Genomic DNA, 24518 nt, shown 5'->3' on the forward strand with positions numbered 1-24518 from the left:
GGGGGTGGTCAGTGAGGGACATCAGGGCCTCCAGCGTTCGGGTTTCGAGTGGTGGTGCCGGTCGGGGTGCCACCCCCTTCCAACAAGTACAACATTACCAGCATTAGGCCGGAAACGGAAGTGGGAAAGTGGGCCTGACCAGGGTTTTCCGCCCCTGGATGCCGCTACGGCTGCACCACCGCGCGCCCGCCGCCCCCGCCGGGCGGCGGGCGCGCGGTGGGTCAGGTGGCCAGGTCGAACACGGCTCGCAGGTGCTCACGGCGGTGCGCGCGGGACGCCTGCTGTGCCATCGCCCGGACTTCAAAGCGGCCCTCGGCGCGGTATCCGCAGGAGCAGCGGGACAGATACAGGGGCTCTCCGATCTGCCATTCGCCGACGCCGAACGCGTCGACGACCCACTTGTCCGTGCCCATGTAGCCGGTCTCCGCTCGGTGCTCGTGCAGTGTCATCGCCACCCGGCCCGCGTAGGAGACGGACGCGGCGCCGTCCGGCTCGACCGTGAGCCAACCGCGCTCCAGGAGGCGCCTGGTGGCGGTCGCCGGGATGGACACGATCCCGGCCCGGACGCATCCGTTCGTGAGGGCGGCGCCAGGGGTCGCTTCGCGTTCCCGGATCAGCTGTAGGTCCTCGTACTGGCGGGCCGTCAGTCGGCGCGGCGCGTACACCGGTTCCAGTCGGATGGTGCGCCGTAGCGTGACCGGCCAGGTGTCCAGGGCGCTGCGGTGTCCGGTGATCACACGGGTGATGGTGATGCGGCCGGAGCGGTCGGCGTCGGGGCTGACCTGGTCGTCGTCGCAGAGGGCGGCGGCAATCAGGGCGTCGGCCTCGACGGCGCTGTATGTGCGGGTGGAGACGCTGCGGTCGTAGTCGGTGATCTTGGCGGTGTAGGCCGGGGGGTTCTGCACGGCGGAAGTCCTCAACGGTGTTCGGGTGCGGCGCGGACGCGGCCGGCGCGGTCCTCGGCGCTGCGGCGCGCGCCCGGCAGCGGCGGGCACGGGGCTGGGCGGCGGTGTCCGCCGCCCAGCCGGGGAGGGTGTTACGCGGGGGCGAGTTCGGCGGCGGCGGACGAGATCGGCCAGCGGCCGGCGTAGTCGACGTGCACGCGGCGTGTCCGGTCGGTGATGTGGGTCGCGGTCTCGATGACGCGGCCGGTCTCGGCGTGTCCGTCCTGCTCCGGGAGCGCGAACGTCCGGCGGGCGGTGTCGCCGACCCGCCACCAGACCGCGCCGTCGTCCTCGGTGGGTGCGGGCAGGTGATCGGCGGGGACGCCGAGGTCGGCGGCGGTGCAGCTGGCGCACCCGAGCCGTGTGCCGACCTGGTACAGCGGGGCGGCCTGCTCGCACTCCGGGCAGTCGCCGGGGGCGGTGTACCGCGCGGACCGCTCCGGGATCAGGGCTCCGAGGTCGGCGTGCGCGGGGTCCATGAGGAGCACGTACGGGGAGTGCTCGCCTCGTTCGGCGCCGGACAGAACGACGTAGCCGTTGTGTAGGCGGGTGACCTGGCGGAGCGTGACCGGCTGGGCGGCGAAGGTGTCGGGGTAGCGCTCGCCCTCGTTGCCGCTGATGTAGGGGGCGCGGTGGACGGGGCGGACCTGCCGGTACCCCTCGCGCTCGATCTCGTCCCAGGTAGCGAAGCGCCATCCGGCGGGGGCCTGCGTGCGCCTCGCGCGACGGCGCTCGGTCTCGGTGGCGGCCGAGGTTCGGGCGTCGACCATGGTCACCAGTCGTTCCGCGGCGAGGTACTTGCGGGTGTGATCGGTCGCGTACTGGCGCTCATCTCCGGTGGCCAGCGCCTTCCAGGGCGAGGAGCCGCGCGCCGTACGCCATACGTGCCCCGACGGGTCGGCTGCGTCGTCCACGAACACGGGGGTCCGCCCGTTGGCGTCCGGCGTTCCGTAGCGGTAGCGGGTCTTGATGTCGGTCACGGCTGTGCCCTCCGAGGTCGGGTTTCGAGTGGTGGTGTCGGTCGGAGTGCCACCCCCTTCCAACAAGGACAACATTACCAGCCTTGAGCCGGAAAGGGAAGCGGGAAAGTGGGCCTGACCAGGGTTTTTCTCGGATTTCTCGCGGTGCCGCGCGCACCCTCCGGGCCGGGCCACCCCCCTCCTTGCCAGCCGCCTTTTCGGCACCACGGCGGACCCGCAGACGGCAGACGGCTCGCACTCGACAGAAGGGCGTCCGGCTCAGGCTGCGGCCAGGTGCATAGCGGGGCGGAGGTAGCGGCCGGGCTGGCCGGGGATGGCGACGGGGGGCCAGCCGGGGGTGGCGCGGAGCCGGTGGGGCGGCCGGCGGGCGTGCGCGGCGTCCCGCTCGGCCTGGGTGCGCATCCGTGCGAGTCGGCCGGCCAGACGTCGGGCTTCCTCGTTCGCTCCGGCGGTCACCTCGGCGTACCAGGCGGCGGGGTCCTCGTCGGCCAGCCGCTCCAGGCGCTCCTCCTCGGCCTCCTGACGGCGCCACCGTTCGGCGGCCTCGACGACGGCGGCGAACCGGCGGGGGTCATTGGGCGGGAGCTGGCTCCAGGCCAGCGATCCATACGGCGGGACGTTCCAGTCCCGGGCTCCGTCAGCAAGCGTGGTGACCTGGTGCACGGCCCACGCTTGGGCAGCATCGGCGGTGTTCACGGGGTTCTCCTCCGGGGTCGGGTTTCGAGGGGTCCGGGGGCGGCGGTGCCATCCGCCGCCCCCGGCAGGGGTCACGCGATCTCGTCCTTGTAGTTCTCCTCGGCGTGGTACAGCAGGGCGTCCTCACTCAGTCCGTACGCGTCCGCGAGGCGCAGAAGGTTGCCGACGTAGCAGACAAGGGCCGCGGCGCGGTCGTCGATCCGCTCAGGGAAGGGCCGTCCGGAGAGGCGGACGAGGTGGAGCTGCTCCAGGTCCTGCGGGCTGAGGGCGTAGGTGCGGGCGAGGTGGAAGGCGTCGGTGAGCGCGTCGCCGACGGCGATGGCCACCAGCTGCTGCGCGGTGGCGGCGCCTTCGCGGCGTCGGGCTTCGCGGGACAGGGCGCCCAGGGGGCGAAGGGCCGCGCGGGCGGCCTTCACGGACGGAGCGGGGCGCCGGGTCGCCTGGGGGTGGGCGAGCATCGCGGCGATGGCCGTTCGGGCACGGCAGGCAGGGGTCAAAGGGTCCTCCGGTGGTCGGGTTTCGAGTGGTGGTGTCGGTCGGGGTGCCACCCCCTTCCAACACGAAGAACAATACCAGCTCTAGACCTGATTCGGAAGGGTGGAAACGGCCTTTGACCAGGGGATTTCTCGGGCCGGCAGCGTTCGGATTCGTGGCGCCGGCCTCCCGCCGCAGAAGGAGGGACGAGTACGCAGACGGCCCGCGCCTCCACGGGGGAGGGCGCGGGCCGTCGGTCCGTTCGGTGGTCAGTTGCTGGCGCGTCCCAACAGGGTCAGGGTCTCCTCGCAGGCCCTGGCGAAGCTCTCGGCGAGCGGAGCGTCGTCGGCAGCGGCCTGCTGGCACTCCCACCACGTGCTGGCCGTGAGGTCGGCGAGCTCCTCGACCTGGCGCTCGTCGAGCTGGAGCGGCGCGGCCGCGGTGGCACACCGCGGGATGGCGTCACTCAGCCAGCCGGGCAGGCTTTCGGGGTGGCACATCTCCAACGCGGCGTAGAGCGGCGCGGGCACCGGAACCGCGGCGCTCACGCTGTTCTCCCGGCCATGGCCGGTTCGGTCGCGGCGTGTTCGTCGAGCCACCGCGCGGCCGCCGTCACGGTGGTGAAGAAGCGGTCATCGGCCCGGGGGTGGTGGCGGAATACCGGGGTCGGCCGCTCCCCCGGCTCCGGCGCGGACAGCTCGGTGAGGCCGTAGCTGACCGTGTAGCCCGGTCCGCCCCGGGGACCGAAGCCGGGTTCGATGGCGCCGACGATGTCCTCGGCGGCGAGCCGCAGCGCGTTGCGGCGTGCGACGAGGTACCACCGGGGATCGCCGGGCGGGTCGAGCATGATGCCGAGCCGGGGCGGCGGCCCCTGGTAGATCCATACCTGCCCGCAGCGCCGGGGCTTGGTGCCCATGCCGAGTCGGCCGGTGTCGAACACCTGCGGCGTCCCTGGGAGTTCGGCGTCCAGCTTGGTCGCCGCGCCGCACTTCGGGCAGTAGATCCGTACGGTGAGGGCCCGGTAGGCGTCGCCGTGACCGCACAGGTTGTCCTCGGCGTCGAGCGGGCAGGAGTGGCCGCTGTAGCTGCTCTCGCGGACGGTGTGGTGAATCCGGTAGTCGACCTCCCAGCCCTTGGCGGTGCAGCCCTCACGGTGTTCGGGGGTCGTGTAGTCCAGGTGCGCGGCGAGTGCGTCCAGGCCGGTCACCGCTCGCCCCCGATGCCGAGTTCGGCGTGCAGAGCGTTGAGTTCGTCGAGCCGGGGGCCGCCGGCGGCCGCGGAGAGGAACCCCTCCATGCCCATGCCGATGATGTGGGCCTCCAGGACGCTCAGGGCGGTCTGGTGGCCGAAGCCGTTGAGATAGGCGTCGAGGGGGACGGGGCGGCCCTTGGCGTAGCTGAGGGCAAGGGTCAGCAGCTTCTCGTCGGTGCCGGTGAGGTAGACCCCCTCGTCGGCGTGCAGGGCGGTGAGGTCGAGCTCTGCGGTCAGGGCGCGGCCGGTGTCCGGGACCTCCGCCCACGTGAGGGTGATGTGGCGGGCGAAGTCGGCCCGGCCGGGCAGACCGGACGAGGTGACCAGGTGGGTCGCGGCGCGCTTCAGCTCGCTGCCGCTGAGCGTGGCGGCCGCGGTGAGCGCCGCGCACATCTCCTCTGCGGAGAGGGATGCCGGGCTCGGGGTGACGTCGTGTCGCATGAGGACCTTCTCAGTCGTTGGCGAAGCGGTGCAGGGCGTAGTCGTGCGCGCTGGTCCCGGCGACCGCGGAGGAGAGCCGGGTGGCGAAGCGCTGGTAGGCGTCTTCCTGGGCCTGGGTGAGCACGATCCGCTCGGGCGGCTCCTGACCGGGGCCGGCTGCGGCGACGGCGGCGAGCAGCACCTTGGTGTCGGGCTGGCGGTCCAGATGCAGCACGGCCAGGCCGCGGGCGAAGTCGTTGACGAGCTTCTCGGGATCGCCGTCGCGGCCGGGCTCGGCCCAGTCGTCAGCCAGCTGCTCCAGGAAGTCGGCGAGCTGGGTGTCGTCATGGCCCTCGACGGCCCGGCGGAAGTGCGCCAGGACGGCGGCCACGGTGTCGACGTCGCGCGGGTCGATGTCGGCGGGGTACAGCGGGGTGTGCTCCCAACGTCCGTCGGGGGCGTACAGGGTGTACTGCCCGGGGGGCCGGGCGTCGTTCGGGACAGAGCGGTTGGTGTTCGTGGCAGTGTGCCGCAGCGGCGCGGGCAGGGCCTGGAAGAGGCGTCCCCACGCGTCGTGGGCAGCGGTGCCGTCCAGGTCCGCGGGCAGCTGCCACACGTCCTCTTCCCCGTCGCGGACCGCGCGGGTGTTCAGGGCCAGCTGCTGGAGGAGGGGCTCCTCCATGTTCATGAACAGGGCCAGCCAGTCCTCGTCATCGGGGAGCAGGACACGGCGCCGGGCCGGGGTCTCGGTCATGCGCTGGGCTCCTTCACGGCCGGGCGGGCGAACGGGTTGGGGGCCTCGCCGCTAAGGATCTTGCGGACGAGTTCGGCGACCTCGCGGGCGCCCTCCTCGGTGGCGGGGGCTGCGATCCGACGGGGGCGGCCGCTGGCCGGCTCATCGACGCGGATGTCCCACCCCTCCCTGGTGAGCGCGAGGGAGAGGGGGGCTTCCCGGCCCTGGTAGCCGAAGGACGGCCCGCCGGCCGGAGGGTCGACGGCGATACGCAGGCCGGGCCTGACGGTGATGCCCTTGGCGCCCAGTTCCTCAATCAGGGCGTCGCGGGCGGCGTGCAGCTCGACGCTGGTGAGCTCGGTGCGGGAGCAGTAGCGGGCGGCCAGGGCGTCCACCACGCCCGTGGGCAGGCTGGTGACAGTGGCCCAGTCCTCGGGGGCGATGCCGTGGTTCTGGCCCGCCTCGTACATCTTGGCGAGCAGGTCGGCGGCCTCGGCCAGGACGCTGGGGACGTACAGGACGGGCGCCCCCTCCTGTACGTGGGCCCCCGGGTTCCGGGTGGCCATGCGGATGCCGATCTTCGCGGCATCGAGAGCGGAGGTGTCGCTCATGGGCGGTTGCGTCTCCTAGGTTGGACGAGTGGGGTCCGGGGCCGATATCCGCGGCCCCGGACCCCACTCTGTCGCGCCGCTCGGACATTCCGGGCGGGTTCATTCGATGACGGCCCGCTGCACGAGGCACGGTGTAACCGTCATTCTCCTCGCGCGGCGGCCGTACTGCTGGGTCAACGGATCAGGGCCGGGACCGCGGCGGAGCCGCGGCAGGGGCCTTGATGTCCGGGACCTTCACCTTCTCCGGCGCCTTGGCCGGGGGCTTCGGTGCGCTCGGGGACTTCGGAGCGGCCGGGACCTTCGGAGCGGTCGGCGTCTTCCGCGCCGGGCCGGGCGTCTTCGGGCTGTCCGTCTGCGGGCGGTGGTTGGGGTCCGCAGACGGGGTGCGCGTGCTGCCGGTCTTCGGGCGCGAGGTGGACAGGAGGCACGGCCGGGCCCCGTCCGGGACCAGGTCGCCGCCTGCCACGTGGACGGGCTTCGGGCACGGCGGCGGCGGGCTCGCGGGGTCCTGGAGCTGGCCGCATCCGGAGAGCGTGAGTGCCGCGGTCAGGGCGGCCACCGCGAGGGTGACGGCGCGGGTGGTGTTCATCGGTGCCTTTCGCAGGTTCGGGTTTCGAGTGGTGGTGTCGGTCGGGGTGCCACCCCCTTCCAACATTGAGAACAATACTAGCTTTACACCTCCCTTGCAAGGGGGTGTGCTGCTGAGGGATCAGCAGTCGCAGCGGATGCACTCCGCCTCGTCGGCCGGGGCGTCGCGGTAGGCGTCGGCGAGCTCGGCCACGGAGCGCACCGGGGTCCAGGCCGGCCCGGGGCATCCGGTGGTCCGGCAGGGAACACGGGCCTCGAACCGCCAGTCGAAGGGGTCGCGGTCGTCCACCCACCGCACGCACAGGGACTCGTTCCCGGCGGCGAAGGTGCCGGTGCGGAACTGCGGGTCGGAGCTGGCGGCGTCCCAGGCGAACAGCTCGGTCGCGGCTTCGCCGAAGACGCGGCGGACGTCGGCCAGGTCGGCGGTCCGGTCCTCCTCGGCGGCCAGCCGCTCCAGCGCGGCGCCCAGCACGGGGAGGGTCTCGGCCAGGACGGTCCGGTCGATGCCCTCGGCCTTGGGGGACGCCTCACGGAGCTGGGCGAACTGGTCGTCCACGACATGGGCCGGGACGCGGATGGTGCCGGTGCGGGCGGCGTTGCGGGTGTGGGCGAGGTCCGGCGGCGTGCTCATCGCCAGGGCGTAGGAGAGGACCCCGTGCTCGTCGGCGATTTCGGCGAAGCGGCGGCGCAGCCCCTCCTCGGCGAAGGTCGCATCCACGACCGTGGTCAATCCCAGGTTGAGCCGTGCGCGGAGCACGGTCTCCAGGGCCTGCCAGGCGGCCCCGCTGACCGACTGGTTCCCGGGGTCGTCGGCGCACATCCGGCGGAAGTCGTCGGCCCGCAGGACCTGGCTGGGCTGGAACATCCGCGATACGCGGGTCTTGCCGGTGCCGCTCGCGCCGACCAGGAGGATCAGCGCGGGCGTCTCGAACGGCAGGGTGATCGAAGCGGTGGGCATCAGGCGGCCTTTCGGAAGGTGAGGACGTCGGCGAGGCGACGGGTGGGCAGGGGGAGAAGCCGGGCCAGGCGGCGGCCTCGGCGGCCGCGCCCCTTGGCGCGGTACATCGCGGTGTCGGCGTTCTTCAGCAGCGCGGACAGCAGGGTGCTGTGGGTGCCGGCGGGCCCGGGGCCGGTGTCGACCGTACGGGCGGTGCCGATCGAGGCCCCGACCTCCAGGCGCAGGCCCTCGTGCCGGACGGGCCGGGTCAGCGCGGCGTGCAGGCGGGTCACGCGTGCGGGCAGGTCGGGGGTGTCCGGGAGGATGACGGCGAACTCGTCGCCGCCCAGGCGCCCGGCCTCGGCGCCCTCGGCGGCGGCCCACTCGGCCAGGCGTGAGCCGACGGCCGCGAGGACTGCGTCCCCTACGTCGTGTCCGAACCGGTCGTTGACCGGCTTGAACCCGTCGAGGTCGAAAAGGAGGGCCGCGGCCGGGCCGGCTGCGACGATTTCGCGGGCCCGTGCGGTCCATGCCGCTCGGGTGGGCAGTCCGGTGACCGGGCAGGTGCGGGCCTGGGCGAGCTGACCGCTGAGCGTGGAGACCTCGGCCAGCAGCATCTCGACGGCGGGCACGACCTGGGCGAGGGCGCTGCGCAGCTCGTGGGGGCTGGCGTCGGGCCGGGCGAGGTCGGTGCGGGCACGGTCGAGCAGGGCGCCGGTCTCTATCGCGGACGGCATGATGGGGTGGCTTCCTTTCGGTGTTCGCATCAAAGGGGAGGGCCCGGGGCGGCGGACGGGGTGACGGCCGTGACGGCCGCCCCGGGGCAGTTCAGCGGACGGCGGCCGCCCGCCGCTTGACCAGGGCGTCCCGCAGGCGGCCCTCGGTCGGGTCGTCCTCGGTGAGGCGGTCAGCGGTGAGCCGCTCGTGCAGGTCCTCGGGGATGTGCACGTAGGGCCGGGCCAGGTCCACGACGGTGGCGGGGTCGTCGATCTCGTACGGGTGGATGCCCGCGGCGACGAGGTTGCGGATCAGGGCGCCGTCGCGGCGGGGCACCTGCCAGATCTGGGTGTAGAACGTGGCGAGCTGGGCGTCCCAGCCGACGATGACCCGGGTGTTGGGGGGTACGTGGTCGCGGCGCCGGAGGGTGTAGAGGCTCATCCCGCCCCCTCGGAGTGCATCCGGGCGCGGTCGCATCCGGAGGCCCCGGGGCCCGCACCGTGCAGGTGCACGTTGAGCAGGTCCTCGCGGGTCCACACGGGCGTCCACACCCGGCCCCGGCGGCACTCGTCGCGGCGCGGGCAGGGGCTCGCGGCCTCGAACCGCGTGCCGTACCGGACGCCGAGCGCGTGCCGGCCAAAGACGATCTCGCCGTACATGTGCGTCTGGTCGATCTCGGTGGTCACCTGGACCAGGTGGTGGGCGAGGTCGTGCCCGAAGCGGATCGACGCCTCTTCCCAGGCCCGGAACCACGGGGTTCGGGTGTAGCGCTTCGCGAGGAAGTCCGCCATGGGGTCGGTGGGCGGGAGCCACTGGCCGGTGTGGGTGTCGAGGGTGCCGCAGTGCGGGCAGGTGCGGCGGCGCGGCGTGCCGGTGCAGCCGTCCGCGAACTGCTCGCCGCAGCACGGGCAGTGGTGGGCCCGGCGTTCCTCCGGGCTGCCCGCGGCGGCGCCGCAGCCCTTGCACACCAGCCTCGTGCGCTGGGGGCGGTGGGGCATGTCGGGCGTCGGCGGGGCGGCGGTCTGGTGGGTCGGACAGATCGTCATCTTCAGCAAGCTCCGTGCGAGGAAGGCCGGGGCGGCGGTCGGCTGAGCGGCCGCCGCCCCGGGAAGTGGCCGGGTGCGGGTCAGGTGCGCGGGCCGCGCGGCGCACCGGCCGCGGCGTTGCCGTTGGTCTGCGCCTGGCCGCGCTGGAGGCGGAAGGCGGCCGCCCTCTCCGGCGTGTTGTGCTTCTCGTAGGCCGCGCGGGCCTCGGCCTGGAGCTTCTTGACGGTCTCGGACGTGGGCACGAATGCCTCCGGTGGGTCGGGTTTCGAGTGGTGGTGCCGGGCGGGGTGCCACCCCCTTCCAACACAAAGAACAATACCAGCTTTGGAGCTGATCCGCAACGGGTCGGGTGCGAATCCGGGGCCGGGCAGGTCAGTTCGGCACGGCGGCGAGCAGCCTGACCAACTCGGGCCACAGCAGGGTGTCGCGCCCCCAGCAGGGATCGACGACGGTGACCTGGTGGGCGTCCTGGGCTGCTCGTACGGCGTCGCGGTGGCATCCGGCGTACTCGCGCCGGATGGGCGACTTGCGCAGGCGGCCGCCGAAGCCGGTGTGCCCGTTCCCGCCCCAGGTGGTGACGAGGATGTCGCGCACCGGTCCGGGGCGGTCGGCTCGGTGGGCGGCCAGCAGCAGGCCCGCGCTCTCGGCGGTGCGGGTGAGCTGCTGGAGGCCGGCGGCGCCGGTCAGGCACATGACGGCGGCGCGCTGCCGCCAGCGGCGGCCGTCGAAGGCGGGCCCGTCGTATCCGGGCTGGGACTGGAGGGTGACGAAGCCGGACCGGTTCAGGGCGGCGAGCACGGGCACCAGGGGGCCGGTCTCCTCGTCGGGGCCTCCGCGGTAGGCGCCGCCGGGCAGCGTCGCCAGGGAACCCTCCAGCCACTGGGCGGTGAGCTCGCCGAGGTCGGACAGGGTCCGAGCGGCGGACCAGGTCCGCGCGGTCGAGCGGGGCACGTCGGCGTCCTCTCGGAAGGGGGCGGCCGCGGCTGCGGCCGCCCCGGTGGGACCGGTCAGCGGGCGGGCAGCTCGGGGGCCGGGGCGTCGGGGTCGAAGACGGGGGTGCCGCCCATGTGGATCACGGCGCGGGCCTGGCCGAGGAGGGCGTTGCAGCGGTTGAGGAGCTGGCGGGCGTCGCGGCCCGTCTGGCGGTCGCCCTGGTACGTCTCGATGTCGCGGATCGCGAACTCCAGCCACATGAAGTCACCCTTCTGGACCGGGATGCGGACCAGGTCGGGGTCGGGCTGGGTGACGGAGGCGGCGCCGGCGCTCTGGTAGAGGCGGCCGATCAGGTCGGTGGTGTGGCTGCGGTGACCGAGGTCCGGGCGGGCCCGGCGGACGCACTCGTCGGCGTGCAGCAGGATGCGCTCCAGCGCTTCCATCTCGGCGAGGGTGAGGCCGACGTACTCCACGCGCGGGCGCTCGGGGCGCGGCGGGAGCGTGCCGTAGACGGTGCCGTGCGGGGTCTGGGTCACGGGGGGCTTGTTCCTGCGGAAGAACACGGTTCTCTCTCCGTATCTGGCTGCGGTGGGGGTGGTCAGGCGTTCCGTGCGCGGTGGGCGCCGGGCGGCAGCAGGGGCTTGTCGACGTCGCGGTGCTCGACGGTGACCGGCCGATTGGTGAGCTGGGTGATCTCCCCGACGCGGCGGGCCAGGCCGACCGAGCGGTGCCGGCCGCCGACGCATCCGAAGGCGACGGTGATGTTGGCGCCGGTGGTCTCGTTGAGCCCGACCGCGAGGTAGGCGGCGGCCTGGGCGAGGGGCTCGGCGCCCGGGGTGTCCATGACGTGCTCGTACACGGCCGGGTCCAGGCCGGTGAGGTGCTTCAGCTGGGGGTCGTGGAAGGGGTTGCGCAGCAGGTCGCGCAGGTCGTAGGTGGCTTCGGCGGCCGGGGGCTCGCCGTGGCCGTAGCCGAAGGAGACGATGCGGATCACGGGGTGATGCCCTTCTTCGTGTCGGGTTTCGAGAGGGCCGGGGCGGCGGCGCCATCCGCCGCCCCGGCGGGGCCGGGCGCGGTCAGTCCAGGGAGCGGACCGTGACCTCCAGGTCGCGCGGGTCGGCGGCGGCGGCCGCCTTGAACTCGCGCAGCTCCTGATCGCTGTAGATCGCCTTCTGGTCGCTCGGGCCGCCGGTGACGGCGTTGACCTTCTGGCCGGTGCGGGAGGTGGCGGTGACGACGTACTTCGCCATGGGGCGGTGTCTCCTCGGATCGCTGGATGCGGAACCGGACGGGCCTGTCCGGCTCCCCTTGGCCCCGGCGGCGGGCGCCGGGACCGCGGGCAGCCGTCAGGACCAGGCGCGTTCCACGTCGGCGTCCATCTCGCGGGCGGCGGCCGTCAGGGCCTCCGCCATCCGCTCCTGGGCGAGGGCTTCCTGGGTATCACCGGCGGCCTCGGCCGCTCCCTTCTCGGCCCGGCTGCGCAGCGCGAGCGCGCGCAGGATGCCGATGACCGGGAACACCCCGCCGTACCGGTTGAGCTCGTCGACGGCGGCGGCCCGGTCCTCGCTCGTGGCCAGCTTCTTCTCGGTCTCGTACAGGGCCTGGGCCGCCTCCTGCCAGGTCGGGCCGGGCGCGATCCATTCGGCCGCGTCGTCCAGGAGGTGCACGGTGATCTGGGCGAGACCGAAGGCGGCCAGGGCCGGGAGCAGGTCGGCCAGCCCGGCCTCGCCGCCGCGCCGGACGAGGGCGACGGCGGCGAGGCCGATGAACGCCGCGCGGCCGATCGTGTCGGCCAGGCCGGCGGCCCGTCGCACGATCCCGGCGGCGCGGGCCTGGAGGCGGGTGACGCCGGGCATCGGCAGCTGGCAGACCATGCAGGTCAGGCGGAGTGCGTTGTTGTAGGTGTCGCAGTGCGTGCAGCGGCGGGTCTTGGAGAAGCGGCGCACGGATGCCTCCGGGGTCGGGTTTCGAGTGGTGGTGTCGGTCGGGGTGCCACCCCCTTCCAACACAAAGAACAATACTAGCTTTGAACCGACTATGCAAGAGGGTGGGCCCCGGGGCGCCCCGGTCGGGCCCCCGGGGGCGACGCCCGTCACTCGCCGTCGGCCTGGCCGTCTCCGTCGTCTCCGCCGGAGCTGGCGTTGTCCCGGGCGAAGCGGCGGGCGCCTGCGCTGTCGACGGCCTTGATGGCGGCCTGTCCGGTGCGGAACCCTTCGCGCCCCATGTCGAACCCCTTGCCGACCGCGTTAGCCCCGGCGCCGACCGCGTTGGCGGCTGCGGTCGCGGTGCCGGCCACGGCCGTGACGGCGTTGAATGCGGCCGCCAGCGTCCCGCCGCCGCTCCGGCGGGCCGGTGCCGCCTTGCCGCCGCGGGCGGCCGCCTTCTTCGCGGCGAAGGCCCCGGCGGCGGTCCCGCCCTTGCCCGCCGGGGCGGGCTGGGCGGCCGGGCCGCGCTTGCCCTCGATGACCTTGCCGCCGGGCAGGGTGACGCGGAAGGACCGGTTGGGCTGGGCCTTGTCGGCGATGAGCCGGACCATGGCGGGGGTGAGCTGCTCGACGGCGAAGAAGCAGCTGGCCTTGCGCCCTCCGTCCGCGCCCCGGTGCTTCTGGCCGCAGGAGGCCATGACGTCACTGCCGGACACCATGAGGCTCAGCCGGAAGGGGGCCGGAGCACGGTCCCGGCCGGGGCACCGCAGGGCGGTGCCGTCGATGTTGAGCGGGCCGCGGATGGCGACCGTGAGGGTGGCAGTCAAGGGTGCTCTCCTTACTCGCTGCGGGCGATGGCGGTTGCGGTGGCGGTGACCTTGCCGCCGAGGACGGTCCGGCCGGTCGCGGTGGCGGTGGCCTCGGCCCGGTTGCCTCCGCCTCCCCCGCGGCGGCGGAGGCCGGAGAACAGGCCGCGCACCACGAAGGCGACGACGGTCACGGCGGCGGCGAACGCCACCAGGGCCCAGGCCAGGGCCTCCAGCCAGGGACCGGCCAGCGAGAGGCCCCACCCGGCGAGGGCGGCGCTTCCGGCGGCCGACCACATCAGCAGGGCGGCGGTCTTCGCCCAGGCCGGGACCGGCTGGCGGGCGGGGCCGGCGGGCACCGGGAGGGGGCCGTGCTGGACGTAGGCCCAGCGCTGTTCACCGCCGGGCAGGGTGACGAGCTCGACGCCCACCGTGGGCGGCGCGGGCGGTGCGACGGGAGCCGCTCCGTGGGAAACGGCGATCACGTCGGCCGGGCGGTGCTGGGTGATGGTGTAGACGGGCTGGGCGTCGGCGCGGGCGGGCCGGTTCATGATCGGGGGGACTCCTCGGGGGAAGATCGTTTTAGGGGGGTTTGAGGCATGGTCACGGCCTGGGACAGGGCACATAACCGCAGGTGAGAGGGGTGGACACCCCTGTCCCGGGGCCCGGCGGCCCCGGGACACGTCCCAGGGCCGCCGACGGGTGTCCTACGGTCGGGCCAGGCTCTGACCTGCGGTGATGCCCGCTGGGCCAGGACCCGGCCTAGGGGTCATTTGCGGATCTTCCGGGCGGCCTCGTAGGCCGCTTCGACGTCCGCCTTGAGGTAGCCGCGGACCCGGTTTCCGCCGTCGCGCCACCGGGCGGGCTCCAGCGTCACGTCGGTGCCGTCCAGCTCCTCGGCGAGCGCGTCGCCCAGGGCCTTGCCGATCCGCCCGTTGTAGGCGGCGGCCTCCTCCTCGGGCCGCGGGGCCCACTGCTGATCCCAGTCGCCGAGAGCGGTCCGCACGTCGTCCAGCGGCACCCGGTCGACTCCCGGCGGGAAGGCGCCCAGCAGCACATCGAGCACGGTCACCTCGGCCGCGGAGACCTCTGGCGGTCCCGGCTTGCCCCGGCCGCCGGGGCCGCCCCCGGAGGAGGACAGGCCGGTGGCCTCCAGGAGGAAGTCCTCGATCGGGTCCTCGAACTGCCCCGGGGCCCGGCCGCAGCTCTCCCGCAGCGCCCGGCCCGCGGCGATGACCGGCGCGGCCCCGTCGTACTCCTCGTCCTCGATGAAGTACGAGCGGATCAGCTCACCCGGAGCCCCGTCGATGTCGACGATGGTCAGGCCCTTGCGCTCGAACGGGATCTCGTGCGCCCGCAGGCCGTTGCCGGTCGCGCCCTCCTTGAGGATCGCGTTCGTCTGGGTCGGGGACCCAGTCTTGGTCGCGATCCGCACCGCGGAGTTGGACTTGAACTTGCGCGGGACGGTGTTCTTGTCGGGGTCCTGGGTGACCAGTACCACCACGATGTTCAGCGCGGCGGCGAACCCGGCCAGACGCTCGATCTTCGCCACGATCTCGGGCGAGAGCGCACCCGCGTTCTGGGTGTACTCCTGGCCCTCGTCGATGATGAGGAGCTCCAGCGGGAACTGGTCCAGGTCCTTCTCGCTGAGCTTGGCCCGGCCCTCGTCCTCCAGGAACTCCTCCCGGCGGTACGCCTCGACCAGCAGCGCGTCCAGCAGCAGGTCCAGGCGTCCAGGCCGGCGGCCGAAGAAGCTGGCGCACACGGGTGCGTAGCCGATGTGCTCACCGGGCTTGGCCCCGGCCGCGAGGCGGATGTTCACCCGCGGGTCCAGGCCGAGACCGCAGATGATCGACCGCAGCAACATGCCCTTGCCCGTGCGGGACATGCCGCCCAGCAGGGCCATGACGTGCTTGAGCTTGAGGTAGACGACCTCGCCGCGCCGGTTGAAGCCGATCGGGATGCCCCGGTTCCACACGTCCTGACGCTCCGGTGCCTCCACCAGCGGGGAGACGCGGGCCTCGGCGAACGGGTCGGAGGTGGCGATCCACAGGGTGATCCGGTTGGGGTGCCCGGCCTGCCGCACGTCCAGCCACGACGCCTCGACGTTGAGGGCCTCCGCGAGGGCGTCCCGGGCGGCGATCACGCGCGGCGCGGTGACACCGGACGGCAGCTTGAGCGTGGCCTCGCACGCGTTGATGGTCACGGCCCGGATCGGGCCGACCAGTTCGGCCACCTCGTCCTCGCCGAGGACCTTCACCTTGCGCAGCGCGGCGTTGATGGTGGAGTCCGACACCGGGGCGTCCTCGTCGGCGGCGGCCTGCTCGAAGATGGCGAACGGCTCGGCCCGGCGCCGCACCTCACGCAGCCCGCACGCGTACATCACGCCGACCACCGGCAGCAGGGCCGGGGCGGCCATGGCCATGCCCCAGACCTCGGCGACGGCGACGACGACGGCGATGTAGGAGGTGACGCCGGTGGCGGACAGGACGGTGAGGTTCTCCCGGCGGCGGGCCTGGCCGATGGCGCGGCGCTCGGCCCGCAGCTGGGCGACGTCGCTGTGGTCGGCGTACCCCTTCGCCTTGGCCTGCGCGCGGGCCTCGGCGATCATCTCGCCGTACTCGGTGACGAACAGGTAGCTCCACGCGCTGCCCAGCTCGCTCCACACGCCGATGGACGACAGCTTGACCAGGCGGCCGAGGTAGAGGTGGCTGCGGGAGGCGTGGTAGCCGGCGGCGTGCGTCAGGACGGCGCGGCGGTGCTGCCAGACCTCGCGGCTGACCAGCGCGGCGGGCAGGTGGAGGCGCAGGCGGCGGCGGGCGACGTCGTCGACCTGCTCGATCACGGGCAGGTCCTGGCCGTCGACCTCGTCCGAGAGCTGGACGGTGCCGGTGCTGGCGTCGGCGATGCCGGAGGCGGTGCTCTGGACCTCGGTGCGGGCCGCCTTCTCCAGGGCCTCGCGCCGCTGGGGCGGCATCCGGTCCATCAGGTCGATGACCTGGCCGCCGGTGGTGGCGGAGGTGTCGGTGGGCTGGCTCATGGTGCGTACTCCTTGCGTGGTGCGGGGGTTTCGAGGGGTGCCGGGGCGGCGGTGCCATCCGCCGCCCCGGCTGGGGGTCGGGTTACTTCTTCTTGCTGTCGTCCTTGCCGTCCTTCTTCTTGGCCTTGCGCTTCGTGGCCTTGACCACTCCCTTCGCCGCGCCGGCCAGGACCCCCGGCACCCGGGGCAGGGCCAGGACCGCGAGGAAGACGACCGCCGCGGCGATGGCCGTGTCCCGGCCGTCCCACCCGTAGTGCACGGGCATGACCCACAGGGTGGTGATCCCGGCGGGGGCCGCCAGGATCAGCAGGGGCGGCAGGCTGCCGGACTTCTGGGGCGTTCCGCTCATGCGCTGATCTCCTCGGTCTTGTCGCTCTGGTTGTCCTGGGCGTTCTCGCGCTGGGCCTTCTCGATCTCCTCGGCCATCGCCTCGGCGAACCCGGGCTCGGCCTCCAGGAGGGCCACCAGTCCGGGGCCGTCCTTGCGCCGGATGCCGACGCGTTCCGCGAGCACATACGGGGAGAAGAAGCCGTTCCCGGTCCGCTTGCGCTTGTCCTTCGCGGCGACGTACGCCAGTTCCCGCGCGATCGGGAACGCGTCCTTCACGTGTTCGCTCAGGTCGCGTTCCGACCCGGCCGCCGATCCGTTCCCGCCGGCCGTCTTGGCCGCGTTCCCGGACGACGCGGAGGCGTTCCGCTCACCCCGTTCCGAGCCGTTCCCGGCCGGGGCCGAAGGGGCCGACTCCCCTTTCGGGAACTGAATTTTCGGGCCTTCGGAACGCTTCGCGGCCTCGTCGGAACCGGTGGCCGGAACGGTCACGGGAACCCACTCGCCACCGATGAACGGCAGGCTGCGGTACTTCTGGGAACTGAGCCGGGCGGCGGCCTTCTCCTCCTCCTTGACGGCCCGGCTACGGAACTCCTCGGCCAGGGCGCGGGCCTCGTCGGCGCGGGCCTGGGCGAGCTCGGCGGAACGCTCGGCGGCCTCCGCCTCGACGGCGATGGCCTGCGCGGAACGCTTCAGCTCACGCACCCGGCGGCGGCTGGCCGTGGTCCGGGCCCGCTCCATGCGGAACTCGGCCCGGCGCTGCCGGCGTACCCGCGCGGCCGTGGTCCCCGGCGTTCCGCCGTGGTGCGACTCCCACGCCTGATCCCATGCCGCCTGCACCGTGATCTTCTTGCGGTACGGCGCCCGGATGCGCCAGGCGGTCAGCGACACCAGCGGGTGGGCGATCCACCGGGCGAGCTGCTCGCGCACCTCGGCGGCGGTACGCCCGCTCTGGGTGTGCTGGAGCAGGGAGACCACGGCCTCGAAGGCGATCACACCGGCGAGCGATGCCAGGGCGTTGACCTGCCCCGCGCTCTCGCTGGGCGAGTGGAACAGGTTGAGGCTGGCCGCGATCAGGGCGGACACGGCCGTGCCTGCCCGGTACCGGCCTGCGGGGGCCCCGCGCCGGACGGCCAGGATGGTCAGGGCCGCGAAGGTCCACGTCAGGCCCTCGACCACGCCCGGGACGATCCAGGACCGCTCTCCCAGGTCCTCACGCATGGCCTCGGCCTGGGCCGGCCACGCGATCCAGACGGACGCCACGATCAGCGCGGCGACCGCGGCGACGGCCACGACCACGGGCAGGGCCTGAACGACGGCCCGGCCGCGGCCCTTCCACTTCTGCACCGCTTCCTTGCGGATGCGCGCCTTCTCGGCACGCTCCGCCTGGCGGCGCTGCTGCTTGAGCTTGTCGCGCTTCTGCTCGACGGTGAGGCTGCGCTCCTCGACGTCGAGGCTGGCGAGCTGTTCGGCCTTGTCGGCCTCGACCTCGGAGACCCTGGCCTCGGCTCCGGCCTTCCGGGCGGTCGCGCGGCCGACCTGCCGCCGCTCGGTGCGGGACATCAGCGGGGTCTCGTCGGTCTCGGGGTCGGTCTGGGTGCGTGGTGCGGTGATGCTCATCGGGTGGCGATCTCCTGAGCGCGGGGGGCGTCGGCTCGTACGGGGGTTCTTCTCGGCTTCTGGGAGGCCAGGACCTGCGTGCACTTGCCCAGCTCGTGGGCCTGGTCGCGGTCGGCCAGGTGATGGGCGTCCAGCGCGGCACGGGTCAGCGGGAGCGTGCAGCTGGCCCTCACGGCGTCACTGGCCTGGGGGTGGTGCTGTAGGCGTGGGCGGCGGCGATCCCGCGGCGGGCCAGGAGGATCACGCCGATCGCTCCGGCGACCAGGGTGATGGCGGCCGCGACGACGATGACGGCGGCCGCGGCCGCGCCGACGACGATCACGAACAGCGGGACGACCAGGACGAACAGGCCGGGGTGCAGCTCGTCGACGCGGACGAGGAACAGGCGGATGAAGGCGTTGACGGCCTCGATGGTGCGGGCGTCGATCTTCACGCGGCCCACCCCCCGGCGAACTCGTCGTCGTCGGCCAGGCCGGGGCCGGCGGTGACGTTCTCGGCGTGCTCCAGCTCGTCGACGACGGCGAGCAGCTGCGGGCGGGGGGTGGTGCGGCGGCGGGCGGTGAGGGCGTCGGTGTCGTCCAGGTCCAGCAGCAGCATGGCGACGAACTCCAGGTTCGCGCCGCGGGTGCGGCTGGAGCCGTCCGGGCGGCCGAGGAAGAAGTGTTCCGGCTGTCCGGTCAGCGTGGACAGCGCGTGCAGCGCGACCCCGTACGAGGGGCGTGCAGGGATTTCGGAAACGGACACGGCAGTGCCGCCTTTCTCTGCGGGTTTCGAGTGGTGATGCCGGTCGGGGGGCCAACCCCTTCCAACATGAACAACAATACCAGTCTTGCACCGTTTCGGCAAGGGATCTCCGGCGCCGGCCCGCGTTCGCGGAGCCAGGACGACGATCCACCGCCCCCGCCCGAGACCCGTGCAGGGCTCGAACAGTTCCAGCACTCATAGCCTGCCGATCATTGCGCCGGATGTCAACAGTTCCGGAACTCATGGCACCTGAAAGGCTCGCCAGAGGGGAACAGTTGCGATATACATAGGGGGCAGAAGGAAAGGAGCCGCCGAAGTGGCGACCCGCTACGAAGAGATCGCTGATGACCTACGCGAGCGCATCAGCACAGGGGAGTTCCCCGCAGGGAGCACGCTCCCCGGCTATGACCAGCTCACCCTCGGATACAAGGCCAGCAGGGCAACGCTCCGCGAGGCCCTGAACCGGCTGCAAGCCGAGGGGCTCGTACGCCCGGTCAAGAAGAAGGGCCTGGTCGTCCGCGACCCCGGCGAGCGTCGCCAGGTGGCCCGGGGCAGCGTCGTGCGCCGGGACCCCACGCGGGGATACGTCTTCCCCGCAGCCTCCGCGCCGGATGAACCGTGGGTCACCCACGGCCGACCGGCCGCCTCGACCGTGCCCGCGCCGGCCCCGGTCGCCGAGCGTCTCGGCATCCCGCCGGGCACCCGGACCGTGCGCCAGCGGTGGATCACGTCCCCGGCCGGCCAGAGCCCGTTTCAGATCACCGACGCGTGGATTCACCCCGACGTCCTGGCGGAGACACCGAAGCTGGGCGAGCCGGGCGCCGCCCCGGGGGCCTATCTGGACCGGATCGAGGAAGCCGGTCACGGCCCCCTGGAGTGGGAGGAGCGCACGACGATCCGGCCGTCCTCCCGCGAGGAGGCCAAGCAGCTGGAGATCCCCGCCGCCATGTGGGTCTTCGAGGTGGTCACCGTCGGTACGTCCCACCGAACCGGCCAGGCCGCCGAGGTGTCCGTACAGGTCATCCCGGGGGACCGCGTCGAGTTCGTCACCAAGCTGCGCCGCGACCGCACCGCCCGCTGGCCCGTCGCTCCGGCGGCCTCCGCAGGGGTGTGACGCACACCAAATGGCTTCACGCACCCAGCGACACACCCGTTACGGTGCGTGTGGTCGGATAGATCCACGGGGACCGGGATATTCCCATCGTCCCCAAACGCAACAGGCCCCCGAAGGGGCCTGTCGGTCCGCGGCCGGGGTGCCTCCCGGCGACGCGGCCGCACCTTTTAGTCACGGGGAGGTGCGCTTTCGTGAGCGTACGGGTTCGAGCGATACCGCCGCAGCAACCTTCGAGCAGCGCCGCGCTGAACGGCCGGAAACGACCAACCAGTCTCGGCCGCCGCCGTCGCCGTCCTGCTCCCCCCGTCTGAAAAGCCTGGTGGCCGCCCCGCGAACGGAACGGCCACCAAAGTTCGACTCGCCCAGAGTCTTCGCCCCCGAGGGGGCACGCCCACACCCGCCGGGTGGGGCCTCGTGCCGGTGTGTTGCCCACACGCCGGCAGCGCCAGGATAGACGCGGTCGTGCAGCAGCAGCACGTTGATCACGCCGCTTGCCCACTATCTGGCCAACGAGGCTCCCCTAAAACGCTCCAAGGGAAGCACTCGTGCCACTCCAGCACCACCACCCGCCCGTTCGTCCGGCTTGCCGTCGGCTCACCGCCCGCCCCCGGGGTGAGGCCCGATGAGCCTGACCCCGATGCTCTGGGCGATGAAGGCCGCCCCGGTCGCCGACACAACCGAAAAGCTGATCTTGATCTCGCTCGCCGAGCGCGCCGACGACGACGGATGCGACGCGTTCCCGTCGAAGGCCACCCTCGCCAAGGACGCCCTGTGCGACGAGAAGACGGTGCAGCGCAAGCTCAAGAAGCTGGTCGAGCGCAAGCTGATCGGCCGAGGCGACCAGCGGGCCGCCCAGTACATCGAGCAGCGCTACCGGCCGACGGTCTACGACCTGCTCATCCCCTTCAGCTGGTTCCCCGACGCGGACGAGATCAACGAGTCCCGGCGGCGGCGCGGCCGCGGCCCGCTCACCCCCGAGAACCGTCCCGACATCGCACCCGCGCCGAGCCGCACACAGCGCTCTGACAAGGGAAAACCCCGCCCGAAGAAGGCTGCGGCCGCACAGAGGGGGGACACAGAGTCCCCCCTCGACGGCACGGTCTCCTCGCCTTCGTCAGGGGGGACTGAGAGTCCCGTCAGGGGGGACTCTCAGTCCCAGCAGGGGGGATTGACAGACCCCCGAACCTCCCCACCTGAACCTCCCCACTCAAACCTCCCCGGGGCGCCTTCGGCGCGAAGCGCTGGTAACGGCCGTAGGCCCTCTACCGGTAGTAGCGCGCGCGGGACGTCGAGCGGCTCCGCCGCGGCCAGCGGCGCCGAGGCGCCGAACGGGAAGTCAGCTCGCTCGGGCAGGGAAGTCCTGGTCACCCCGGAGGTCCAGCTGGTCCTGGAGGCGTTCCCCGACGCTCTGCGGGAGGCTCTGGTCAGCAAGGTCCGCACGGACCGGCCCAAGACCGTGATCAACGCGATCGAGGAGCAGCTGGCCGGGGGCGGCCTGGCCCAGGCCCGCAGGCTCGGCGCCCGGGTCGCCCGCCGTTGGGTGACGCACAACTACACCAAGCACCATGCGGCAGGCAGGCTGACCAGCCCGGTCGGTGCGACCGTCGCCATGCTCAAGCCGGGCCCGTGCCCCGATCCTCGGTGCGAGGACGGCGAGCTCGACGACGGCGCCCCGTGCCGGTCCTGCATCGAGCGGGAGAAGAACTACCGGGCCGACCGGGAGCGCGAGCGGAAGGCGGCAGCCGCGGAGAAGGAGGCCGAAGCTCGCCGCCGGGCCTGCCCGCACTGCCAGCTCGACCGCGGCACCGCCGGCCAGCCGTGCGAGGACTGCACCCGGGCCATCGCCTCGACCGAGCGCGATGCGGCCGACTTCGTCGAGCAGGCCCTGGCCGACCACCGCGCACTGAGCGCCGGTGACGACCAGGCCGCGGCCGCGTTCTTCACGTACGTGACCGAGGGCGTCGAGCAGGCCCGCAAGGCGGCGGCCGCCCAGGGCGCCGACGTGCTGGGCCAGGCCCTCGCCGCCCGGGTCGCTGCCGACGGCTTCGCCCGCGAGCAGAAGCAGCTCCGCGAACGTGGCGTCGAACAGGTGGCTCTTGCTGCACCTGCCGACCGCCCCGACCCGGTGCCCGAGGTCGGCATCCCAGCTCAGCCTCACTGGCAGGGTGACCGGTGCCCCGGCCACGACCGCACCGGCTGCCCCTGGGACCGCCCGGCCGTCGGCTACGACGGGCTGTGCACCCGGTGTAGGACCGTGCTCGTCCAGAAGGAACCCGCCCACACCAGCTGAACCGCGCCACTCGGCCCCCGGAGGAACCTCCTCACGGGGGCCGAGTCATGTTCCGCATCGGCGCCTTCGGCGCGTTCAGCCCACCCAGGCCCGCCCGGAACCTCACCCGATCATGCGGCCGGCCAGGACAGGCGGCTTCGCCGCGATCAACGGCGCACGCGCCGACCAGGTCCATCAGCCTCAGCCGAACGAGCAAACCCACACACCCGCACCGAGCGAAGCGGCTCCACGGCGTCGGCCACACCGCGGCAGCAGCTGCTCCCCCTCCGCCCCGGCCGGGCAGACCGGTCCGCTCACGCTGCCGCATCCGCGACGGCGGCGGTACGGCGATCAGCCCCACCTTGAGCCTGATGCCGGAGTCCTGCGCCGACACCACCCACCCCCCTCCCGTAGCCAGCCGCTTTTCGGAACCCCGCACAACCCGCAGCCGGGTGCCGGGCCGCCACGTAAACCGCCCACCGTTGCCGCAGCGTCCCGACCCTCCGGGCCGGGACCTGGGGGCTCCTCGCCCCCAGACCCCTCGCCAGCGCCCAGGGCGCGCTGGACCGCCCATCGCCGGGGGGCGCCTCCCCCCGGACCCCCCACCAGCGCCTTTCGGCTGCGCTGGACCAGCCACTGCCGCCTGCCCTCAAGTGCTCGGCCACTCCGCTTCGCTCCGCGGCCTGCGCGCTTGACCGCTCGGGCCCTGGGGGCCCTCCCTGGGCAGTTGCCCTTGGAATTGGTGGTCGGCCACCGTCGTGGTGCCGGCATCGGCTGAGGTAGAGCGTTGTCCTCGGCCCGGTCGGGGCGCCGGGCATGGGCTGAGGTGGACATCGGGGCCGGAGGAACTTCACGTCATCGAGCAGGTGCAAGTAGGACCGGGGCACGGCATCCCTGAGCGGTTTACGTGACGGCCCGCCACCCGTCGAACGCTGGTGCCTTGGTACTGAAAAGTGGCTGGCAGGAAGGGGGGTGGACCGGGATCGCGCTGCTTTTCGGTGCGCGGCGGAGCCGCCTCCTGGCCCAGGCCCCCGTCAACCGGGATGCTGTCCGCCGGGCCGGTGAGGGTGAACGCGCCGAAGGCGCCTCCGTGCCGCACGTCGCCAGCGGACGTCTACTACGTAGTTAGAGGCGAAGATCGTTTCCGCAGGTCAGAGCGTTTTGATCTGTACGTTTCCCGACAGACGAATGTAAGTATCTGCACCACCCTTCCCGATATCGGGAAACGGTCGGGTTGACTTCGACACGCCGGACCCTCCGGGGGGCGTTTCCCGATTCCGGGAAGGGTGTGTAAGGTGGCGCCCACTGGTTCCCGTACATGGGAAAACCCGAGGTGGGAGGCTATGGCAAGGCGCACCGGAGTGGTTCGCGAGACTGGCGAGATGATGCACGTCGACATGCTGCCGGGCTTCGAGGACGAGCAACCCAAGAAGGCCCCGATCCGGTACAGCTGGCGTGGCCGCCACATGAACGTCTCCAAGGAGATGGGGGCGGCGGTCTGGCGGAAGGACTCCGGATACGACCGCAACGACCGGGACGTTCTGGGCTACTACATCTTCAACTCGGGCGAGAAGGCTGCGCGGCTGGAGAAGACCTTCGATGAGATCGGCCAGGATCTCGGGATGAACCCCCGGCAGGTCTCGAAGTCGATCAAGAAGCTCCATGCGGGCGGCTTCCTGCTGGAGGCCGGAACCATGGCCAGGGTGCAGCTCTACCGGCTGAACGGGCGATTTGGCTACGACGGATCGGCCGAGGACCAGGTGAAGGCGGTGGCGGATATGAGGCATCCTGTAATCCCGGCGCCTATGCCGGAGTCCGCTTCCAAGTCGCGGCCTTCAAAGGAGGGCAAGTGATGAGCTCGCCGGCTGAGCAGTTCGACGTCGAGCACTGGCTGGACCGCGAGCAGCTCCACGAGCTGCTGTGCAAGTCGGGTGCCCTGCCTCCTGCCGCGTCCAAGATCCTGATGTATGTCGCCAGCGGGGCACCCCTTGGCCACCGCGTCGAGGAGTCAGCTTCCGCGATCGGCGGGAGGCTCCAGATGAGCACCTCGGCGACCTCCCGGGCGGTTAACGCGCTCCTCGCGGAGGGGTGGTTGGAGCCTGCGGGCCGGATCGTCGGAGTCCAGACCTACCGGGTCGGACCGGCTGTGTACGGGGCCCTCGAAATCGACAAGACCGGCGCTCGGCTGGAGAAGGAAGACCGGCCGCTCGCAACCGTCCGGCATCTTCCGGTGCCCACACCGATCGACTGACGTACCTGCGCTCAAGGCCCGCGCCCCGATGGGGGCGCGGGCCTTCGCCATTCCCGTGCGTTGGTTGGAGCCAACGAGGGTCCCGCATGACC

Annotated in this window: 32 protein-coding genes; 4 read left to right on the forward strand and 28 right to left on the reverse strand. The window is 72.7% G+C overall.

The annotated features are described in order from the left end of the window. Positions 1-221: 221 nt before the first annotated feature. The 28 genes from IAG42_RS37160 to IAG42_RS37295 all read right to left on the reverse strand — a co-directional run bounded on the left by IAG42_RS37160 (position 222) and on the right by IAG42_RS37295 (position 18792). Positions 222-905 carry a hypothetical protein gene (locus IAG42_RS37160; protein WP_188342054.1) on the reverse strand — a complete coding sequence of 228 codons (684 nt, stop codon included), beginning with the start codon at positions 903-905 and terminating at the stop codon, positions 222-224. Positions 906-1036: 131 nt separating this feature from the next. Continuing rightward, on the reverse strand, positions 1037-1924 hold the full coding sequence (locus tag IAG42_RS37165; RefSeq protein WP_188342055.1) for a hypothetical protein: 888 nt from the start codon (positions 1922-1924) through the stop codon (positions 1037-1039). 258 nt (positions 1925-2182) lie between these two features. After that, complete coding sequence (locus IAG42_RS37170) at positions 2183-2620, reverse strand: DUF2742 domain-containing protein (protein WP_188342056.1); 438 nt, start codon at positions 2618-2620, stop codon at positions 2183-2185. A 71-nt stretch (positions 2621-2691) separates the two neighbouring features. Then, entirely contained in the window at positions 2692-3078 is a 387-nt protein-coding gene (locus tag IAG42_RS37175; RefSeq protein WP_188342057.1) for a hypothetical protein, read from the reverse strand. 285 nt (positions 3079-3363) lie between these two features. Then, entirely contained in the window at positions 3364-3642 is a 279-nt protein-coding gene (locus IAG42_RS37180) for a hypothetical protein (protein ID WP_188342058.1), read from the reverse strand. Beyond that, positions 3639-4301: a hypothetical protein gene (locus tag IAG42_RS37185; RefSeq protein ID WP_188342059.1), complete on the reverse strand. Its 663-nt coding sequence runs from the start codon at positions 4299-4301 to the stop codon at positions 3639-3641. The genes IAG42_RS37180 and IAG42_RS37185 overlap by 4 nt, the downstream gene beginning before the upstream one ends. Further along, entirely contained in the window at positions 4298-4786 is a 489-nt protein-coding gene (locus tag IAG42_RS37190; protein ID WP_223206510.1) for a hypothetical protein, read from the reverse strand. The genes IAG42_RS37185 and IAG42_RS37190 overlap by 4 nt, the downstream gene beginning before the upstream one ends. 10 nt (positions 4787-4796) lie before the next feature. Next, the gene (locus IAG42_RS37195; RefSeq protein WP_188342060.1) at positions 4797-5519 is read right to left on the reverse strand and encodes a hypothetical protein; all 723 of its coding nucleotides are present in this window, start codon (positions 5517-5519) and stop codon (positions 4797-4799) included. Beyond that, positions 5516-6109: a hypothetical protein gene (locus IAG42_RS37200; protein ID WP_188342061.1), complete on the reverse strand. Its 594-nt coding sequence runs from the start codon at positions 6107-6109 to the stop codon at positions 5516-5518. Before IAG42_RS37200 ends, IAG42_RS37195 begins: the two co-directional genes overlap by 4 nt. Positions 6110-6290: 181 nt before the next feature. Next, positions 6291-6698 carry a hypothetical protein gene (locus IAG42_RS37205; RefSeq protein ID WP_188342062.1) on the reverse strand — a complete coding sequence of 136 codons (408 nt, stop codon included), beginning with the start codon at positions 6696-6698 and terminating at the stop codon, positions 6291-6293. A 120-nt stretch (positions 6699-6818) separates the two neighbouring features. After that, positions 6819-7655, reverse strand: coding sequence for an ATP-binding protein (locus IAG42_RS37210; RefSeq protein WP_188342063.1), 837 nt, complete (start codon positions 7653-7655; stop codon positions 6819-6821). After that, positions 7655-8371: a GGDEF domain-containing protein gene (locus IAG42_RS37215; RefSeq protein WP_188342064.1), complete on the reverse strand. Its 717-nt coding sequence runs from the start codon at positions 8369-8371 to the stop codon at positions 7655-7657. Before IAG42_RS37215 ends, IAG42_RS37210 begins: the two co-directional genes overlap by 1 nt. A gap of 91 nt (positions 8372-8462) precedes the next feature. Beyond that, a complete protein-coding gene (locus tag IAG42_RS37220) occupies positions 8463-8792 on the reverse strand; it encodes a hypothetical protein (RefSeq protein ID WP_188342065.1) in 330 nt (109 codons plus the stop codon). After that, entirely contained in the window at positions 8789-9397 is a 609-nt protein-coding gene (locus IAG42_RS37225) for a hypothetical protein (protein WP_188342066.1), read from the reverse strand. Before IAG42_RS37225 ends, IAG42_RS37220 begins: the two co-directional genes overlap by 4 nt. Before the next feature lie 80 nt (positions 9398-9477). After that, positions 9478-9639, reverse strand: coding sequence for a hypothetical protein (locus IAG42_RS37230; protein WP_188342067.1), 162 nt, complete (start codon positions 9637-9639; stop codon positions 9478-9480). A 130-nt stretch (positions 9640-9769) separates the two neighbouring features. After that, positions 9770-10348 carry a DUF6919 domain-containing protein gene (locus IAG42_RS37235; protein WP_188342068.1) on the reverse strand — a complete coding sequence of 193 codons (579 nt, stop codon included), beginning with the start codon at positions 10346-10348 and terminating at the stop codon, positions 9770-9772. A 56-nt stretch (positions 10349-10404) separates the two neighbouring features. Then, positions 10405-10866 (reverse strand): hypothetical protein, encoded by a 462-nt coding sequence (locus tag IAG42_RS37240; protein WP_188342069.1) that lies wholly within the window; start codon positions 10864-10866, stop codon positions 10405-10407. 62 nt (positions 10867-10928) lie between these two features. Beyond that, positions 10929-11324 carry a RapZ C-terminal domain-containing protein gene (locus IAG42_RS37245; protein WP_188342070.1) on the reverse strand — a complete coding sequence of 132 codons (396 nt, stop codon included), beginning with the start codon at positions 11322-11324 and terminating at the stop codon, positions 10929-10931. An 82-nt stretch (positions 11325-11406) separates the two neighbouring features. After that, a complete protein-coding gene (locus tag IAG42_RS37250; protein ID WP_188342071.1) occupies positions 11407-11580 on the reverse strand; it encodes a hypothetical protein in 174 nt (57 codons plus the stop codon). A gap of 96 nt (positions 11581-11676) precedes the next feature. Further along, positions 11677-12339 carry a hypothetical protein gene (locus IAG42_RS37255; protein WP_223206511.1) on the reverse strand — a complete coding sequence of 221 codons (663 nt, stop codon included), beginning with the start codon at positions 12337-12339 and terminating at the stop codon, positions 11677-11679. An 83-nt stretch (positions 12340-12422) separates the two neighbouring features. Next, on the reverse strand, positions 12423-13082 hold the full coding sequence (locus tag IAG42_RS37260) for a hypothetical protein (RefSeq protein WP_188342072.1): 660 nt from the start codon (positions 13080-13082) through the stop codon (positions 12423-12425). Positions 13083-13093: 11 nt separating this feature from the next. Further along, on the reverse strand, positions 13094-13612 hold the full coding sequence (locus tag IAG42_RS37265; RefSeq protein WP_188342073.1) for a hypothetical protein: 519 nt from the start codon (positions 13610-13612) through the stop codon (positions 13094-13096). A gap of 218 nt (positions 13613-13830) precedes the next feature. Further along, positions 13831-16101 (reverse strand): hypothetical protein, encoded by a 2271-nt coding sequence (locus IAG42_RS37270; protein ID WP_188342074.1) that lies wholly within the window; start codon positions 16099-16101, stop codon positions 13831-13833. Positions 16102-16183: 82 nt separating this feature from the next. Then, positions 16184-16450: a hypothetical protein gene (locus tag IAG42_RS37275; RefSeq protein ID WP_188342075.1), complete on the reverse strand. Its 267-nt coding sequence runs from the start codon at positions 16448-16450 to the stop codon at positions 16184-16186. Next, complete coding sequence (locus tag IAG42_RS37280; protein ID WP_188342076.1) at positions 16447-18048, reverse strand: DUF2637 domain-containing protein; 1602 nt, start codon at positions 18046-18048, stop codon at positions 16447-16449. The genes IAG42_RS37275 and IAG42_RS37280 overlap by 4 nt, the downstream gene beginning before the upstream one ends. Continuing rightward, positions 18045-18221 carry a hypothetical protein gene (locus tag IAG42_RS37285; RefSeq protein WP_188342077.1) on the reverse strand — a complete coding sequence of 59 codons (177 nt, stop codon included), beginning with the start codon at positions 18219-18221 and terminating at the stop codon, positions 18045-18047. The genes IAG42_RS37280 and IAG42_RS37285 overlap by 4 nt, the downstream gene beginning before the upstream one ends. Then, positions 18218-18481: a hypothetical protein gene (locus IAG42_RS37290; RefSeq protein ID WP_223206512.1), complete on the reverse strand. Its 264-nt coding sequence runs from the start codon at positions 18479-18481 to the stop codon at positions 18218-18220. The genes IAG42_RS37285 and IAG42_RS37290 overlap by 4 nt, the downstream gene beginning before the upstream one ends. Next, positions 18478-18792: a hypothetical protein gene (locus IAG42_RS37295; protein WP_188342079.1), complete on the reverse strand. Its 315-nt coding sequence runs from the start codon at positions 18790-18792 to the stop codon at positions 18478-18480. The genes IAG42_RS37290 and IAG42_RS37295 overlap by 4 nt, the downstream gene beginning before the upstream one ends. A 316-nt stretch (positions 18793-19108) precedes the next feature. On the opposite strand from IAG42_RS37295, the gene IAG42_RS37300 reads away from it, so the two are divergent. The 4 genes from IAG42_RS37300 (at position 19109) to IAG42_RS37315 (ending at position 24426) form a co-directional block, all read left to right on the forward strand. Continuing rightward, positions 19109-19906, forward strand: coding sequence for a GntR family transcriptional regulator (locus IAG42_RS37300; RefSeq protein ID WP_188342080.1), 798 nt, complete (start codon positions 19109-19111; stop codon positions 19904-19906). A 622-nt stretch (positions 19907-20528) separates the two neighbouring features. Further along, entirely contained in the window at positions 20529-22196 is a 1668-nt protein-coding gene (locus IAG42_RS37305) for a helix-turn-helix domain-containing protein (RefSeq protein ID WP_223206513.1), read from the forward strand. 1361 nt (positions 22197-23557) lie between these two features. Further along, positions 23558-24028 (forward strand): transcriptional regulator, encoded by a 471-nt coding sequence (locus tag IAG42_RS37310; RefSeq protein WP_188342081.1) that lies wholly within the window; start codon positions 23558-23560, stop codon positions 24026-24028. After that, positions 24028-24426, forward strand: coding sequence for a MarR family transcriptional regulator (locus IAG42_RS37315; RefSeq protein WP_188342082.1), 399 nt, complete (start codon positions 24028-24030; stop codon positions 24424-24426). Before IAG42_RS37310 ends, IAG42_RS37315 begins: the two co-directional genes overlap by 1 nt. Positions 24427-24518: the final 92 nt, after the last annotated feature.

Source organism: Streptomyces xanthii (genome assembly GCF_014621695.1).
Taxonomy (GTDB): Bacteria; Actinomycetota; Actinomycetes; order Streptomycetales; family Streptomycetaceae; genus Streptomyces; species Streptomyces xanthii.